The sequence below is a fragment of the Falsiroseomonas sp. genome, from assembly GCF_041690465.1.
Classification (GTDB): domain Bacteria; phylum Pseudomonadota; class Alphaproteobacteria; order Acetobacterales; family Acetobacteraceae; genus Falsiroseomonas.
The window spans coordinates 1-16,653 of sequence record NZ_JAWLHG010000040.1 but is presented as its reverse complement, the minus strand read 5'-3'; the positions used below and the strand labels follow the sequence as shown (position 1 = coordinate 16,653).

General features: G+C 69.9%; 17 protein-coding genes. All 17 read left to right on the top strand.

The window, feature by feature from the left end; all coding sequences use genetic code 11:
- Positions 1 to 10: 10 nt before the first annotated feature.
- The 17 genes from ACESM1_RS24890 to ACESM1_RS24810 all read left to right on the top strand — a co-directional run bounded on the left by ACESM1_RS24890 (position 11) and on the right by ACESM1_RS24810 (position 16,362).
- The gene (locus ACESM1_RS24890; RefSeq protein ID WP_372623928.1) at positions 11 to 1,006 is read left to right on the top strand and encodes a Bug family tripartite tricarboxylate transporter substrate binding protein; all 996 of its coding nucleotides are present in this window, start codon (positions 11 to 13) and stop codon (positions 1,004 to 1,006) included.
- Positions 1,003 to 1,470: a tripartite tricarboxylate transporter TctB family protein gene (locus tag ACESM1_RS24885; protein ID WP_372623927.1), complete on the top strand. Its 468-nt coding sequence runs from the start codon at positions 1,003 to 1,005 to the stop codon at positions 1,468 to 1,470. The genes ACESM1_RS24890 and ACESM1_RS24885 overlap by 4 nt, the downstream gene beginning before the upstream one ends.
- Complete coding sequence (locus tag ACESM1_RS24880; protein WP_372623926.1) at positions 1,467 to 2,972, top strand: tripartite tricarboxylate transporter permease; 1,506 nt, start codon at positions 1,467 to 1,469, stop codon at positions 2,970 to 2,972. The genes ACESM1_RS24885 and ACESM1_RS24880 overlap by 4 nt, the downstream gene beginning before the upstream one ends.
- Positions 2,973 to 3,300: 328 nt before the next feature.
- Positions 3,301 to 4,287, top strand: coding sequence for a Bug family tripartite tricarboxylate transporter substrate binding protein (locus ACESM1_RS24875; RefSeq protein ID WP_372623925.1), 987 nt, complete (start codon positions 3,301 to 3,303; stop codon positions 4,285 to 4,287).
- 13 nt (positions 4,288 to 4,300) lie between these two features.
- Positions 4,301 to 5,095 (top strand): amidohydrolase family protein, encoded by a 795-nt coding sequence (locus ACESM1_RS24870; protein ID WP_372623924.1) that lies wholly within the window; start codon positions 4,301 to 4,303, stop codon positions 5,093 to 5,095.
- 10 nt (positions 5,096 to 5,105) lie between these two features.
- Positions 5,106 to 6,089: a Bug family tripartite tricarboxylate transporter substrate binding protein gene (locus tag ACESM1_RS24865; protein WP_372623923.1), complete on the top strand. Its 984-nt coding sequence runs from the start codon at positions 5,106 to 5,108 to the stop codon at positions 6,087 to 6,089.
- Between the two features lie 10 nt (positions 6,090 to 6,099).
- Complete coding sequence (locus ACESM1_RS24860) at positions 6,100 to 6,993, top strand: amidohydrolase family protein (RefSeq protein ID WP_372623922.1); 894 nt, start codon at positions 6,100 to 6,102, stop codon at positions 6,991 to 6,993.
- Positions 6,994 to 7,656: 663 nt separating this feature from the next.
- Positions 7,657 to 9,051, top strand: coding sequence for a phenylacetate--CoA ligase family protein (locus ACESM1_RS24855; protein ID WP_372623921.1), 1,395 nt, complete (start codon positions 7,657 to 7,659; stop codon positions 9,049 to 9,051).
- Positions 9,048 to 9,929, top strand: a complete 882-nt coding sequence (locus tag ACESM1_RS24850; RefSeq protein ID WP_372623920.1) for an amidohydrolase family protein — start codon at positions 9,048 to 9,050, stop codon at positions 9,927 to 9,929. Before ACESM1_RS24855 ends, ACESM1_RS24850 begins: the two co-directional genes overlap by 4 nt.
- Entirely contained in the window at positions 9,926 to 10,903 is a 978-nt protein-coding gene (locus ACESM1_RS24845) for a Bug family tripartite tricarboxylate transporter substrate binding protein (RefSeq protein WP_372623919.1), read from the top strand. Before ACESM1_RS24850 ends, ACESM1_RS24845 begins: the two co-directional genes overlap by 4 nt.
- Before the next feature lie 67 nt (positions 10,904 to 10,970).
- Positions 10,971 to 11,462, top strand: coding sequence for a cupin domain-containing protein (locus ACESM1_RS24840; protein WP_372623918.1), 492 nt, complete (start codon positions 10,971 to 10,973; stop codon positions 11,460 to 11,462).
- Positions 11,463 to 11,472: 10 nt separating this feature from the next.
- Positions 11,473 to 12,195: an SDR family oxidoreductase gene (locus tag ACESM1_RS24835; protein WP_372623917.1), complete on the top strand. Its 723-nt coding sequence runs from the start codon at positions 11,473 to 11,475 to the stop codon at positions 12,193 to 12,195.
- A 4-nt stretch (positions 12,196 to 12,199) separates the two neighbouring features.
- Entirely contained in the window at positions 12,200 to 13,009 is an 810-nt protein-coding gene (locus ACESM1_RS24830) for a short-chain dehydrogenase/reductase (RefSeq protein ID WP_372623916.1), read from the top strand.
- Positions 13,006 to 13,788 (top strand): HpcH/HpaI aldolase family protein, encoded by a 783-nt coding sequence (locus ACESM1_RS24825; protein ID WP_372623915.1) that lies wholly within the window; start codon positions 13,006 to 13,008, stop codon positions 13,786 to 13,788. Before ACESM1_RS24830 ends, ACESM1_RS24825 begins: the two co-directional genes overlap by 4 nt.
- Before the next feature lie 59 nt (positions 13,789 to 13,847).
- A complete protein-coding gene (locus ACESM1_RS24820) occupies positions 13,848 to 14,825 on the top strand; it encodes a Bug family tripartite tricarboxylate transporter substrate binding protein (RefSeq protein WP_372623914.1) in 978 nt (325 codons plus the stop codon).
- 5 nt (positions 14,826 to 14,830) lie between these two features.
- Positions 14,831 to 15,610, top strand: a complete 780-nt coding sequence (locus tag ACESM1_RS24815) for a 3-hydroxybutyrate dehydrogenase (RefSeq protein WP_372623913.1) — start codon at positions 14,831 to 14,833, stop codon at positions 15,608 to 15,610.
- Positions 15,611 to 15,624: 14 nt separating this feature from the next.
- Positions 15,625 to 16,362, top strand: coding sequence for an SDR family NAD(P)-dependent oxidoreductase (locus tag ACESM1_RS24810; protein WP_372623912.1), 738 nt, complete (start codon positions 15,625 to 15,627; stop codon positions 16,360 to 16,362).
- Positions 16,363 to 16,653 lie beyond the last annotated feature (291 nt).

Sequence of the window (16,653 nt, the reverse complement as noted above, 5' to 3'; positions counted from 1 at the left end):
GGAGAGGACGATGTCGAACATCACCCGCCGCGGAATCGTCGCTGCCACGCTCGCCGCGCCGGCACTGCTGGCCGCGCGCACGGGCGCGGCGCAGGGCGCCTGGCCGACGCGGCCCGTCACCATCGTCGTGAACTCCGACGTCGGCGGCAGCATGGACCGGACGATGCGCGGGCTGGCGCAGTTCATGCCGAAGCATCTCGGCCAGCCGATGGCGGTGGTGAACCGCCCGGGCGCGGGCACTGCGCTCGGTGCGCTCTACGTGCTGAACCAGCCGGATGACGGCCACACGCTGCTGGGCGCGCCGATGGCGCCCTATCTCTCCACCGCGATCATCGTCGGGCGAGCGAACTTCAAGCTCGAGGATTTCGCCTACGTGAACTCCCACTGGACCGACTGGGACCTGATCGCGGTGCACAAGGACAAGCCGTATCAGGACCTGCCCTCCCTGCTGACGGCGATCCGGGAGAACCCGAAGCGTGTGCGCGCGAGCGTTGTGCAGGGGTCCTCGGGCCACATCACCACGCTGATGATGCTCGACCGCGCCGGCATCCCGAAGGAGAACCTGAACCTCGTCACCTATGCCGGCGGCGGGGCGTCGCGCACGGCGATCGCCGGCGGCCAGGTGGACTTCATCGTCATCGGCGGCGAAGGCAGCGAGAGCATCCGCGACTTCGTCCGCCCGATCGCGGTGGTGCGCGAGGAGCCTGCAGCAAGCTGGCGCGCGCCGGTGCTCAACGAGGCACTGAAGCCGATGAACCTCACCCTCCCCGTGGTGAACGGCACGATGCGCGGCCTGGTGACGCGGGCAAGCTTCCGCCAGAAGCACCCGGACCGGTGGGAGAAGCTGGCCGCCGCCTACAAGGCGACGCTGGAGGACCCCGAGTTCCGCACCTTCGCCCGCAACAACAAGATGGACCATGAATGGATCGGGCCGGAGCGCACCACGCGTTCGGTGATGCAGACACATGAGATCATCAAGGAATACGCGGACGTGATGCGCGGATGACAGCGCGCCATCCCGTCGCCTGGGGGCATGTCGCGCTGATCGGCATGCTCGCGGCGGGTATCGTCCTCTATCTCTGGGACACGGTGGCGGCCTCGCAGAGCGTCGCCAACCTCATCCTGGTGCCGGCGGTCTCGGTGCTGACGCTGACGCTTCTGGCGGTGGTGCTGGTGCGGGCGCTCGCCGGGCGCGATCCGCCGATCGAGCGCCCGCTGAAGGCGGACGATGATGCGCCGGCCTGGCACACGGCGGCGTACCTCGTCCTGCTGACGCTGTTCGTCGTGCTGGCGGAGGTGGCGGGCTTCGACCTCGCCACCTTCCTCTTCATCGCCGCGGCGCTGGCGCTGAAGGGCGAGCGGCATCCGGCGGTCCTGGTCGCCTATCCGCTGGCCTTCGCGGTGTTCTGCACCTGGGCCTTCAAGGCGATGATCCCCTATCCCATGCCGGCGCTGCTGCCCTATCCATGATCGACACCGCCGCCGCTGCCTCCGCCCTCGGCATCCTGTTCGGCTCCTGGGAGCCGTGGCTGGTGGTGATCCCGGGCCTCATCATCGGGCTGGTGTTCGGCGCCGTTCCGGGGCTGCAGGGCTCGATGGCGATGGCGATCTGCCTGCCGCTGACGCTCTACATGGATTTCCTGCCGGCGATGCTGTTCCTGACGGCGATCTTCACCGGCGCGGGCTTCGGCTGCGCGGTGCCGGCGGTGCTGATCAACATCCCAGGCACATCCGCCGCGGTGGCCACCTGCTTCGACGGCTACCCGATGGCGCGCAAGGGCCTGCATTCCGAGGCGCTGGGCTATGCGCTCGGCGCCTCCGTCGCCGGCACGGCCTTCGGCTACGTGCTGCTGCTGCTGCTGGTGGACAGCATCTCCAACCTGGTGCTGCGGATCGGCCCGACGGAGATGGTGGTGGTCATCCTGTGGGGCCTGACGCTGATTGCGGTGCTGCGTGGGCGCAACGTGCTGCGCGGGCTGATCGCGGGCTTCGCCGGCGTGCTGCTGGGCACGATCGGGCTCAGCACCGCCGGCGTGCTGCGCGGCACGGCCGGCATCACGGAGCTGCTGGACGGGGTGCCGGTGGTGCCGGCGATCCTCGGCATGTTCGCGGTGTCCGAGCTGCTGGACATGGCGCGGCGCCGCTACATCGTGGAGGCGAAGGAGGCACCGAAGCTCAGCTTCCGCCGCATCCTGGACGGCTTCCTCGGCGGCTTCAGCTATCCGGCGGTGGTGCTGCGCGGCTCGTTGATCGGGTCGCTGATCGGGGCGCTGCCGGGGGTGGGCTCCTCGGTTTCCAACCTGGTCTCCTATGCCGATGCGCGGCGCAGCGACCGCGATCCGGAGAGTTTCGGGCGCGGCAATCCGAAGGGCGTCGTCGCTTCGGAGGCGGCGAACAGCTCCTCCGAGGGTGGCTCCATGGTCACCCTGCTGGCGCTCGGCATCCCGGGCGGCGGCGGCACGGCGATCCTGCTGGCCGCCTTCTCCATGCACAACGTCACCGGCGGGCCGCGCTTCATCGCCGAGAACACGGATATCGTCTACGCGATCATCCTGGGCAATTTCGCGCAGGCGATCCTGCTGGCGCTGGTCGGGCTGGGGATCATCCACCTGCTGAGCGCGGTGGTGCTGGTGCCGGTTCGGGTGCTGGTGCCGAGCGTGCTGGCGCTGTCGGTGTTCGGTGCCTACGGCCTCTCGGGGGACATCAGCGGGCCGGTTACGGTGCTGGTGTTCGGCGTCTTCGGCTGGGTGCTGAAGCGCTACGACTATTCGGTGCCGGCGGCCGTGGTGGGACTGCTGCTCGGCAAGCTGCTGGAGGCGGAGCTGGTGCATTCTTGGCAGATCAGCGGCGGTCAGGCGGAGTATCTGCTGGAGCGGCCGATCACGATCGGGCTGTTGGCGCTGCTGATCGCCTCGGTGGCGCTGCCACCGCTGATGCAGCGCCGTCGCCGGCGCACCACGCCGGAGGGCTGAGGCGCCGGCGACGCGCTTGCCGCTCGGCCTGTTCGTCTTCGGCGCCAACCTGGCCACGCCGCTCTGGGGTGACGACTGATTTCGGGTAGGCGCGGCGACATTCGCCGAGGCGGTGGCGCGCACCGCCCGGCTCCGCACGGTAGTGGCATGACGGGCTGGGGCGTTCCGGATCTCACAGCGCACGATTCACCATGGCGCTACGGCTAGCCCGGGGGGACGCTCACGCTCCCTGGGCGCTTCCACACCCCTTGCCGCCTTCGCCTGGCGCGCGCAGGGTTGAGCGGTGATCGCGCTCGCAAAGATGGCGCGGCGAGAGGAAAGGCCGTCCATGCCACACGCTCGCAACCCCACGGCGGCGACCCGCCGTTCGCTCCTGGCCGCCGCCGCAGCCACTCTCCCACTCGCAGCGCGCGCCCAGTCCTATCCCAGCGGGCCGATCCGCATCATCGTCGGCTTCGGCGCCGGCGGGCTCGCCGACCTGACGATGCGCCTGGTCGGAGAGCAACTCTCGCGCCGGCTTGGCAAGCAGGTGGTGGTGGACAATCGGCCGGGCGCCGGCGGCAGCGTCGCCGCGCGCATCGGCGCCTCGGCCGAGCCGGACGGGCATACGCTGATGGTGCTCAGCACCGGCAACGCCATCAACAGATCGCTGTTCCGGTCACTGCCCTACGACCCGGTCGCGGATTTCACGCCGGTCTCGGCGGTGGTCTCCTTTGATCTGCTGATGCTGACCGCCGCCGGCTCGCCACTGCGCAGCCTGCAGGACGTGCTCGCCGCAGGACGGCCCGGCGGCAGCGGATTGGCCATCGCCACGATCAGCCCGGGAAGCACGCAGAACCTCTCTGCCGAATGGTTGCGGGTTGCCGCCGGTCTCGACGCCACCGTGGTGCCCTATCGCACCACGCCGGAGGTGCTCACCGCGGCGCAACGCGGCGACGCGCAGATTGCCTTCGAGTCCTACGCCGCCGCGCGCGGCGCGCTGGATGGGGGCCTGGTTCGCCCGATTGCCAGCACCGGCCTCCGCCGATCGGCGTTCCTGCCAGCGGTGCCGACGATCCGCGAGGCCGGCCTTCCCGACTACGCCGTCACCGGTTGGAATGCGCTGTTCGCGCCGGCGCGCACGCCGCGCCCGGTGATCGCATTGTTGAATCGCCACATTGCCGAGATCGTTGCCGAGCCGGCGGTGCGCACGCGGCTGCTCGACCTCGGCGTCGAGCCGGCGCCGAACACGCCGGAGGCAATGGGCGCATTGCTGCGCGACGACATCGCGCTCTGGGCGAACGTGATCGAGCGCGCGGGGATCCAGAAGCAGTAGGGGGATGCCGGCCGTGTCGGACACGCCGCTCGTCGATTGCCATGCCCACATCTGGACCGCCGACATGCCGGTGGTTGCCAATCCACGGCATCGGCTGGGCTACGACTTCACCGTGGAGCAATACCTGAAGGTGCTCGATGAGCATGGCGTACAGCTCGGCGTCATCGCTGCGGCCAGCCCATTTGGCGACTACAACGATTACACGATCGAGTCCCTTCGGCGTACGAAGCGGTTGCGGGGGACGGTGATCCTCGACCCCGCCGTCGGGCGCTACGAACTGGAAGGCATGGCGCGCGACGGCGTGGTCGGCGTCCGGCTGCCCTTCATCAACCGCACCGACCTGCCCGATCTCACGTCGTTCGACTATCGCCGCTTCCTCCGCCGGCTGCGCGACCTCGATTGGCACGTCCACCTGCATGTCGAGGGCCATAAGCTGCCGGCGCTGCTGCCGGCGCTCGAGGCGAGCGGCGTGAAGATCGTGATCGACCACATCGGCCGGCACAGCGCGGAGGAAGGCGTGGCCGGGCCGGGCTTCCAGGCGATGCTGGCGGCCATCGCGCGCGGGCGGACCTGGGTGAAGCTCTCGGCGGGCTATCGGCTTGGGCCGCATGCGACGGAGCATGCCCGCGCCCTGCTGCGCGAAGCCGGGCCGGAGCGCCTGGTCTGGGCCAGCGACTGCCCCTTCGCCGGCCATGAAGGCCAGTTCAGCTACCGCTCGACCATCGACTGGCTGATCGAGGCCATACCCGATGCCGAACCCCGCCGCAGGATCTTCGCCGAGACCCCGGTCGGGCTGTATTTCTCGTAGGGAGGACACGATGATGCCCAGCACGACACGTCGCCTGCTGCTCGGGGCAAGCGGTGCGCTCGCCCTGCCGCGTTTCGCCAGCGCGCAGTCCGACTACCCGAGCCGGCCGATCCGCCTCGTCGTTCCCTTCCCGCCCGGCGCCACGGTGGACGTAACGGCGCGCCTGATCGCGGCGAAGGCCGCCGAACTGCTGGGCGGCAATGCCTCCATCGTCGTGGAGAACCTGCCAGGCGCCGGCGGCAACATCGCCACCCAGCGCGTCGCGCGCGAGCGGGCGGATGGCTACACGCTGCTGTTCACCGCGCCGAACCACACGGTCAACCCGAGCCTGAACCCGAACAGTGGCTTCGATCCGGAGAAGGACTTCACGCCGATCTCGCTGGTCGCGCAGATCCCCGAGATCCTGGTCGCGCCGCGCTCCGCACCCTTCACGACATTCCAGGAGTTCGTGGACTACGCGCGCAGCCATCCGGGCCAGCTCAGCTACTCCTCCGCCGGCATCGGCACGCATCCGCATGTCGTGACGGAGCTGCTGCTGCACCGGCTCGGCCTGCAGGTGCTGCACGTGCCCTATCGCGGCGCGGCGCCGGCGCTGACCGACACCATCGCCGGCCGCGTGCAGCTGAAGCTCGACAGCTATGTTAGCTCGGCGCCGCACATGGCGACCGGTGCGCTGCGCGTGCTCGCGATCGCAAGCCCGCAGCGCTCGCCCCTGATGCCGGACGTTCCGACGGTCTCGGAGCTCGGCCTGCCCGGCTTCGAGGGCATCCTGTGGATGGGCGTGTTGGCGCCCGCGGGCACGCCGCCAGAGGCGGTGGCGAAGCTCTCACGGGCCTTCATGGGCGCGGTGCGGATGCCGGAGGTCGCGCAGGCGCTTTCCACCCGCGGCGTGGAGCCGGTCGGCAACACGCCCGAGGAGTTCCGCGCGATCATAGCGCGCGAGTTGCCGCAATGGCGCGAGGTGATCCGCGCCGCCAACATCCGCGCCGAGTGAGGCAGCCCACATGCCGCCACTCACGCCGCCGCCCGATCCTGATCCGCGCAAGCCGCGCCTGACCTGCCCGCCCGGCTCAGTGGACTGCCAGGTGCACCTGTTCGGGCCGGCAGCGCGGTTCCCGTTCGATCCGGGCAGCAAGTACATCTCGGAGGATGCGCTGCCGGAGACCAACATCGCGCTGCAGGACGTGCTCGGCCTGTCCTGCTCGGTGGTGGTCAGCGGCGGTGGCTACGGGATGGACACGAGCCACCTCGAAGACACGCTGCAGCGCTTCCCGGACCGGTTCCGAGGCGTCGCGCTGCTGCGGCCGGAGACGACGCAGACGGAGATGGCGCGGCTGCACGGGCTCGGCGTGCGCGGGCTTCGCTTCGTCAGCCCGCACCACGGCGCGCACCTGCCGCATCTATCGGAACGCAGCGCCGCGATGGCGGCGGATCTTGGCTGGGTGGTGCAGTTCTATCCCTCGCCGACAGATCTGGAGGAGTTCGCCTCCCGGCTCATGGCACTGCCCGGACCCGTGGTGCTCGACCATTTCGGAGCGGTGCCGGCGGCCGGCGGCGTGGACCAGCCTGCATTCCGCACGATGCTGCGCATGCTCGACAGCGGCCGGGTCTGGGTGCGGCTGTCTGGCCCGATGCGCTGCACGAAGGAGGATTTCCCCTATCCGTCCGTGGCGCCGATGGCGCGCGCGCTGATCGCACATGCGCCGGAGCGGTTGATCTGGGGCTCCGACTGGCCGCACGTGAACATGCAGGGCCGGCTGATGCCGAATGACGGGGACCTGCTGGACCTGCTGCTGGAGTGGGCATCGGAGGAAGCGGTGCGGAACCGGATCCTCTCCGACAACGCGCAGCGCCTCTACGACATCCCGGCCGCTGCGGCGCCGCGCCCGTCCACCTAGTGGCGCTCAGGTCGGTAGCGCTCAGGCCGTCCGCCACAGATGGGCCGGACTCCCCGCCGAATTGAGGATCATGCCGACACCTGCTCGGCCGGCAAACGGCTGGACGGGTTCACCGGCCCCAGTCCTGCTGGTCTCGCCAACGCCAGGGAATGCGCCAGGGTCGCCGCCGAGCCAAGCCGGTTGACCTCACGCAGCAGGCGCAGAAGCGGGTCAGCCACGCCGCCGGACTGACCGGTCTCGAAGCGCTGGTCGGCCCGTCGTGCAGCAGATCGGGCTGAACACGCCGCCGGCCTCGCCCGCCGGCGGCCAATGCTGGATGACCGGCGCCTGGGTTCTTCTACATGCCCATCGGGCTGGTGGTGTTCGATGCAATCGCGCTGGCGCAGGGGAGTTGGAACGGCAGCGCCCGGACGATCGTCGCAACGCGGCTGCTGCAGGCGAGCATCACCTCTCGCGCTACGCGGCGCGGCACCGAAGGCCCGGCTCACGGTGACCCCGCCTACGCGCGAAGGCGCCTTCCCGACCCCGCGGTAACTTGACGATCCCAGGCGAGAGCCCCTAGCGTTCGTGTCACGCACGTAGTGTGCGCCAGCCGCACACACAGAACAACTTGCCGCGCCAAGCCCCTTCGTGAAGGCCAGGGCAGCGGTCGGAGGAAACAGAGTGAGGCTGCCGCCGCGCTACCACGAGGCGATCGACCTCGACGCGCTGTGCCAGGAATTTCCGCCCGCGCCGGAATTCTTCGACACGGTGTGGCGGCTGTCGGCGGACGAGTTGCGCGCGCGCCAGGACGCCGCCTTTCGCCGCCAGATCGCACGCGCCTGGCAGGTGCCCTTCTACCGCCGCCGCTGGTCCGCCGCCGGGCTGGAGCCGGGCGACATCACCAGCCTCGATCACCTGCCGCGCATCCCGACCTTCTCCGTCCACGACATGCGCGAGAGCCTGGCGCGGGAGCCGCTCTGGCCCGACTACATGGGCGTGGACCCGGACACGGACGACCCGATCCCCCTGGTCTTCCAGACCTCGGGCGGCACCACCGGCCTGCCGCGGCCGATGATGTTCGCGCCGCGCGACCGGGAGGTGATGAACATCGCGAGCGGCCGCCGCCTTTGGATGCAGGGCGTGCGGCCCTTCGACCGCGTGCAGGTGATGCTCTCGCTCGGACTACCGAATGGCGGGCTGCTGATGCGCGAGGGCATCCAGAAATACACCGGCGCGGTGCCGATCATGACCGGCGCGGGATCGCAGACGCCGACACGGCGGCAGATCGAGCTGATGCGCGCCTGGTGCACCACGCATCTCATCGGCTTCCCCGCCTATCTGCGCCACGTCGCGTTGGTGGCGCGTGACGAGATGGGACTGGACCCGCGGGAGTTCGGCGTTCGTGGCCTGATCAGCCATCTCGGAGTGGAGGATCGCGGCGCGCTGGAGGCGCTGTGGGGCGCGCCGGCCTACGACACCTATGGCATGAACGAGTTCGGATCCGTCGCCTGCGACTGCGAGCAGCGCAGCGGCATGCATGTCTTCGAGGACTGCTTCGCCGTGGAGGTGCTGCGCACCGAGGAGGGCGGCACGTGCCGCGCCGCCGCGCCCGGCGAGCAGGGCGGCGTCATCGTCACCACGCTGTTCCGCCACATCGCGCCGATGATCCGCTTCGACACCAACGACATCTCCGCCTTCATGCCCGGACGCTGCGCCTGCGGCTCCACGCATCGCCGGCTGGACGGCATCCGCGGCCGCGCCGACGGCATGGTGAAGTTGCGCGGCGTGAACGTCTTCCCCGAGGCGGTGGGCGCGCTGGTCGCCGCCGATCCGCGCGCAAGCGGCGAGTTCCTGTGCGTCGTCGAGCCCGGCGAGCGCATGACGGTGCGCGCGGAGACGCGCGACGCCGGCGTGGACGACGCGGCCTTCGCGGCCGATCTCCGCAGGCGCTTCAAGGAAGCGCTGTCCGTCACGCTGGAGGTGGAGGCGGTGCCGCGCGGCAGCCTGGCGCCGCTGACGGGCCTCGACAGCACCTCGAAGATCCGCCGCCTGCTCGACCTGCGGAAGCCATCATGACCGGAAGCTTCATGCGCATCCTGGACTGCCATTCGCACTGGGGCACGAAGCGCGGCTACCTGTTCCGCACGCCGGAGGCGCTGGCGCGGCAGGAAGCGATCTGGCGCACCAAGGTGGAGTACTTCACCGAGGACGAGATGTGCGACGAGTTCGTGCGCCACGACACGCGCGCAATCCTCGACCTCTCCTATCCCAAGTTCTGGCCGATCGATCAGATGCGCGCGGAGCACGACTACGCCTTCGGCCTCGCGCGCCGGCGGCCGGATGCCATCGCCGGCCACTGGCTGCAGTTCGACCCGCGCCGCGCCTATGAATCGATCAAGGAATTCGAGCGCGCGCTGGGTGCCGGCGCCGGCTTCGTCGGGCTCTGCGTCAACGGCCAGGTCACCGGCGTGCCGCCGAGCGATCCGCGCTGGGACGTGTTCTACCAGGCCGCCGAGGCCGCCGGCACGCCGGTGATGATCCTGACCGGCCTCACCGGCATCGGCCAGGGCCTGCCGGGCGGCGACGGCATCCAGCTCGACAACGGCCATCCGCGGCACATCGACAACGTCGCCTCGCGCTACCCCGAGCTGAAGATCCTCGCCGCGCGCCCGGCCTGGCCCTGGCAGGACGAGATGCTGGCCGTGCTGCTGCACAAGCCGAATGTCTCCTACGAACTGCATGGCTGGGGCCCGCGCCGCTACAGCCCGGAACTGCGCAAGGCGATCGCCACCTGGCTGCAGGACCGCGTGATGTTCGGCTGCGACTTCCCGGTGCTGCGCCACGCCAAGCTCATCGAGGATTGGCAGCGCATGGGCTTCGAACAGGACATCCTCGCCAAAGTCCTGCACCGCAATGCCGAGCGCTATTTCGGCCTGGAGGGGGAAACGCGATGAACCGCTCGCTGCCGCGCCGCGCGGCGCTGCTCACGCCGCTGGCGGCGCTGTTGCCATCCGCGCCGGACGCGCAGGAGGCCTTCCCGACACGCCAGGTGCAGATCGTCGTCCCTTTTCCGCCCGGCGGCGCGACCGACCTGATGGCGCGGCTGCTGACCGAGCCGATGGCGCGCAGCCTCGGCCAGCCGGTCATCGTGGAGAACCGCGCCGGCGCCACCGGCGCCATTGGTGCCACCAGCGTGGCCCGCGCCACCGCCGACGGCCACACCATCCTGATGGGCACCGCCAGCGTGAACTCCGTGCTGCCCGCGGTGCGCCCCGATGTCGGCTACGACACGCTCAACGATTTCGCCCCGGTGCTGCTGGTGGCGAGCTTCCCGAACATGCTGGTGGTGCACCCCGACGTGCCCGCACAGAACCTGCAGGAGCTGATCGCCCTGCTGCGCGCACGGCCCGACCAGCTCAACTTCGCCAGCAGCGGCATCGGCTCCTCCATCCATCTGGCGGGCGAGCTGTTCAAGCTGATGACGAACACCCAAATGACGCACGTGCCCTATCGCGGCAGCGCACCGGCGGTCACCGACCTGCTCGCGGGCCGCGTCAACATGATGTTCGACAACATGACCACCGTATGGCCCCACGTACAGCGTGGGGCGCTCCGCGCGCTCGGCGTGACCAGCGCGCGGCGGTCGCCCCTGGCGCCCGAGGTGCCCGCAATCGCGGAGGTGCTGCCGGGCTACGAGGCGACCTCCTGGGTCGGTCTCATGGCGCCGGGCCGCACGCCGGAAGCCGCGTTGGCCAGGCTGGCGAGTGCTGCCGGCTCCGCGATGCAGCAGCCTGCGATCCGCCAGCGCATGACCGAGCTCGGCGCCGAGCCGGGCGGCGGCACGCCGGCCGATTTCGCGCGCTTCCTGCGCGCGGATGTCGAGAAGTGGAAGCGCGTCGTGCGCGACGCGGGCGTGAAGCCCGCCTGAACGATCGAACCGCGCGGCCGGCAGCCTGCCCGCCGCGAACCTGCCACAGGAGAACGACATGCAGGGCATGAATCTCGCGGATCGCAAGAACCGCATCCTCGACGAGAAAGACTACAACCCCGCCGAGGCGCTGGCGGCAAGGCTCGGCTGGCCGAAGCAGACCTTCCACATCAGCCATCTCAAGGACGAGGACTTCAAGACCGGCATCGGCCTGCGCTCCTACGCCGCCTCGCGCGACATGGGCTTCGCCGAGGCGACCGGCGGGCTGGCGCAGGTGCATGTCAACCGCCGCGCCAAGCCGTTCAACGCCAAGGACGTCTCCATCCCGCACTTCCACGACGTGTTGTTCCACATGGTCTATGTGCTGAAGGGCACTGCGAAGTGCGAGTTCGAGGGATACGGCGTCTGCGAGGTGCGGGAGGGCAGCTGCTGGATCCAGCCGCCCGGCATCAAGCACGTGATCCTCGACTACTCCGACGACTACGAGATCATGGAGGTGATCCTGCCGGCGCAGTACGACACCTTCAACATCGAGAAGATGCCCGAGACGAAGGGCTGAGGCGGCAGGCATGGCCACGCTGACCGGGCGCGTCGCGCTCATCACGGGCGCGAGTGCCGGCATCGGCCGCGCGACAGCGCTGGCGATGGCCCGCGCAGGCGCCGGGCTGGTGCTGACCGGCCGCAACCAGGCTGCGCTCGACGAGGTTGTCGTCGCTTGCCGCGAAAGGGGCGCCGAGGCGACCGCGCTGGCGGGCGACCTCAATGACGCCGCCTTCGTCGCACGCCTCGGGGAAGCCTCGGCGCAGGCCGAGATCCTGGTCAACAATGCCGGCATCCTGACCTACGCGCCGCTGCTCGAGACGCGGATGGAGGATGTGGAGGCGATGTTCCGCACCAACGTCGTCGCCGCCTTCGCCATCGCGCTGGAGATGGCGAAGCGCATGGCGGCGCGCGGCAGCGGCCACATCGTCTTCGTGACCTCCGGCGCGGCACGCAATGTCAACCAGTTCGCGACCGTCTATTCCGGGACGAAGCACGCGCTCGCCGCCTTCGCCAAGGGCTTTCGGCTGGAGCTGAAGGGCACCGGCATCAAGGTGAGCGAGGTCGCGCCCGGCATGGTGGACACCGGCATCCGCAATGCCAGCACGCATCCGGCGGTGCTGAAATCGCTCGCCGCGCGCCCCTATGCGCCGCTGACCTCCGAGGACGTCGCAGAAGGCATCCTCTTCGCGCTCACTGCGCCGGAGGGGGCCCGGGTGGACCTGCTCGAAATGCAGCCGCGCGGGAACTGAAGACATGGATCTCGGGCTTGCCGGCAGCATCGCGCTTGTAACCGGCGCCTCGCGCGGGATCGGCCGCGCCGTCGCGGAGACGCTCGCCCGAGAGGGCTGCCACCTGCACCTGGCCGCGCGCGATGCGGCGGCGCTGACCGCTGCGCGCGATGAACTCGTCGCGCGCCACGGCGTGCGCGTGTTCACGCATCAGGCCGACCTCGCGCAACGCGGCGCCCCGGCGGCGCTGGTCGCGGCCTGCGGCGACTGCGATATCCTGGTGAACAACGCCGGTGCCGTCCCGCGTGGCGACATTCTGGAAGTGGACGAGGAGACCTGGCGCGAGGGCTGGGAGCTCAAGGTCTTCGGCTACATCTCCATGACACGCGCCATGTATGCGCGGATGGCCGCGCGCGGCGCCGGGGTGATCATCAACGTCATCGGCATCGGCGGCGAGAAGCTGGAATACGGCTATGCCGCAGGCTCCACCGCCAACGCCGCGCTGATGGCGATGACGCGCACCGTCGGCAGCGGCAGCATCGAACGCGGCGTGCGCGTGCTCGGCGTCAATCCGGGCTGGGTCGAGACCGACCGCGCCCGCCGCTCGCTGCGGCGCAAGGCGGAGCTGGCCCTCGGTGATCCCGAACGCTGGCGCGAGTTGCTCGGCGACTGGCCGCGCGGCCGGCTGATCCAGCCGGAGGAGATCGCCGACGTGGTCACCTTCGCCGCCTCGGACCGCGCCTCGGCACTCTCCGGCACGGTGATCACGGCGGATGCGGGCTTCGTCTCGCGCGGATATCCGCTGGCGAAGTCGCAACGGGAGCAGACGGCATGATCAACCCCGCGAAGGCAAAGCTCGCGGCCGGAGAGCCCGTGCTGCTGATGTCGCTGCGCCAGCTGCGTACGCCGGATGCGGCGATGATCGTGCGGGAAGCAGGCTTCGACGGCTTCTACGTGGATCGCGAGCACGGCACCTTCAGCGATGCGGAGACCGCCGCCATCTGCTCCGCCGGGCTGCTCGCCGGTCTGTTCACCGCGGTGCGCGTGCGCTCCAACACGCCGGCCGACATCGCCATCGCGCTGGATGCCGGCGCGCTCGGCATCATTGTTCCGCATGTGGGCTCGCCGGAGGAGGCCATGGCAGCCGTGCGCGCGGTGAAATACCCGCCTGCGGGCGGCCGCTCACTCGCCGCGCTCGGCCCGATGACGGGTTACCGTTCGCTGCCGACGGAGGAGGCGATCCGCCTGGTGAACGAGGCGACGATGGTCTTCGCCATGCTGGAGACCGAGGAAGGCATCCTGCGCGCCGACGCCATCGCCGCCGTGCCCGGGGTGGACGTGCTGATGATCGGCCCCTCGGACCTCAGTACGGAGCTCGCCATCCCCGGCCAGGTGAAGCATGCGCGCATCACCGATGCCTACCACGCCGCCGCACGCGCCGCGCGCGCGCACGGCAAGCACATGGTTGCCGGCGGTGCCGGCGGCCCGCCCATCGCGGAGATGGCGGCTGCGGGTGCGCGCATCCTGATGGGCGGCAACGACGTCGCCTACCTCATGAATGCGGCGCGTGCCGCTGCCAGCAAAATGCGGAAGGATGCGTCCAGCAGCAGCTGAGATCGGCAGGGCGGCCGCCGGCCGGAAGGCGCAGGCCGCAACAAGGAAGGGAGGAAAGCATGAACCGATTCACGCGCCGCCAACTGGGCGGCCTGGCACTGGCCGCAGGCGCGCTCTCATCGCCGGCAGTTGCACAGAGCTATCCGACGCGCCCCGTCACCATCGTCGTCGCCTGGCCGCCGGGCAGCGGCATCGACGTGATGGTGCGCATCATGATGGACGCGCTTCGCGAGGAGCTCGGCCAGACCATCGTGGTGGACAATCGCGGCGGCGCGGCCGGCGTGATCGGCAACCAGGCGGTCGCGAACGCGGCGCCGGATGGCTACACGCTGCTGTTCACCTCCTCCGCGCTGAACATGGTCACCGCCATGGGCACGCGCACGACCTACGAGCCCACCGACTTCGTCCCGGTATGCAACGTGGCCTGGACGCCCTCCATCCTGGTCGCGCATCCCTCGCTCGGCGTGAAGACAGCCCCCGAGCTGATCGAATATGCGCGTGCGCGCCCCGGTCAGCTGTTCTACGCCACCGCCGGTGTCGGCGCGCCCTCGCACTTCATCACCGAGCTTTTCCGGGTGCGCACTGGCATCGAGGCCACCGCCGTGCCCTTCCGCGGTTCGCCCCAGGCGATGGCCGAGCAGATCGCCGGCCGCGTGCAGTTCAGCGTGCAGAACTCCTCCACGGGCCTGCCGCAGATCCGCGAGGGTAAGGTGGTTGCGCTCGGCGTGACCGGCCGCTCGCGCCTGCCGCAGCTGCCGGATGTGCCGACGCTGGAGGAGCAGGGCCTCACCGGCTTTGCGGTGGCCAGCTACTTCAACGGCCTGCTGGCGCCGAAGGGCACGCCGCTGCCGATCGCGGAGCGCGTGGCGGCCGCAGTGAACAGGGTGCTGGCCCGCCCGGTGATCCGCGAGCGCTTCCTTCCTACCGGAAATGCGATCGACGGAAGCAGCACGCCGGCAAGCTTCCGCGAGCTGATCGCGGAGGACATGCGCACCTGGGCCGAGGTGGCGCGCGCTGCGAACATCAAGGCCGAGTGACTCGCATGCTGCACGGGCGAACCGCCCTCGTCACCGGCTCGCTCGACGGGATCGGCTTCGCCATCGCGGGCGCCCTGGCTGCCCAGGGCGCCCGCGTCATGCTCAATGGCTTCGGCGAGGCGGGGCTCATCGCCGAACGCCTCGCCACGCTGCGGGAGCATGGCGTTGCGGCGGAGTATCACGGCGCCGACCTGACGAAGCCGGCGGATATCGTGGATCTCGTGGCTGCGACGGAACGCAGCCTCGGCCCGGTGGACATCCTGGTGAACAACGCCGTGGCACGCCACTGGGACAGCATCGAGGACTACCCGCCGGAGAAGTGGGAGCAGGCGCTGGCGGTGAACCTGACCGCGCCCTTCCACCTGATGCGGCTGACCATGGCGGGCATGAAGCAGCGGCGCTACGGCCGCATCATCAATCTCGCCTCCACCTACGGGCTGCGTGGCATGGCGCGGCGCGCCGACTACTGCGCCACCAAGCACGGCCTGGTCGGCCTCACGCGCGTCGCGGCGCTGGAGGGGCTGGACTTCAACGTCACCGCCAACGCGCTCTGCCCCGGCGCGGTGGACACGCCGAACACCAGGCGCACCCTCGCCACGCGCCGCGCGCAATCGGGTGCGAGCGAGGAGGAGACGATGCGCGCCTTCATGGTGGGCAAGCAGCCCTCCGGCCGGCTCGTCGCGCCGGAGCGGGTCGCGGCGCTGGCCGTCTTCCTGTGCGGCGAGGCGGCGGCGGACATCACGGGCACGCCGATCGCCGTGGATGGCGGCTGGCTGGCGAGCTGAAGGAGAACTTGCACGTGTCGGTCGAAGGGAAGGTGGCGCTGGTCACCGGTGGCGCCTCGGGCATAGGCCGCGCCGCCGCGCTCCGCCTGGGGCGCGAGGGCGCGCGCGTGGTGGTGTTCGACATGAACGGCGATGGCGCGCGGGACGTTGCGGACGGCATCGTCACGGCTGGCGGCCGGGCGCGGCATGTCGCAGGCGACATCGGCGATCCGGTGCAGGTCGCGCGGCTGGTGGAGGGCACGCTCGCGACCGAGGGCGCGGTGGACATCCTGCTGCACGCCGCGGGCATCTTCCCGAAGAACCCCTATCTCGAGATGACCGACGAGCAGTGGCGCCATGTGCTGCGGGTGAACCTGGACGGCACCTTCTTCGTCACGCGCGATGTGGGCCGCGCGATGGTGGCGCGCGGGTCGGGCACGATGATCCTGATGACCTCGGATCGCGGCGTCCACGGCGCTGCCGACTTCGCGCACTATGCCGCATCGAAGGGCGGCATGATCGCGTTGGTGAAGAGCATGGCACTGGCCTTCGGGAAGCACGGCGTCACGGTGAACGGCATCAATCCCGGCATGACCGACACCCCGCTCGCGCGCGGAGGGAACGCAAACTGGGATGAGAAGCTGAAGCTCGACGTGCTCGGCAGTTGCAGCAAGCCGGAGGACGTGGCGGACATCGTTGTGTTCCTGGCCAGCACGGCGAGCCGCTTCATGACAGGCCAGATCATCTCCACCCGGCTGCGCTACGGCGCCTAGTCTCCACGCCATTCGCCGGCCAGCATGCTCCACCTCATGTTCCACCGCCTCGTCCACCCGAGCCGCAGGCGCCTGCTCGCACCCCTCGTGCTGGACGGGCCGATGACCGGCCAAGTGTACGGTTCGTAGGCATGGTTTCGATAGCTTCGGTGGGCTGTGGACTTGATGGACAACGCTGCTCGTTGCCCACAAGCCTAGACCATTATTGGCCTGACTGTGCATAGCCGCAGTGTCGCAGGTAGTCGGTGCATTCTTCGGGGCTGAAGCGGTCAAGGAGGTTGCCGATGGCGT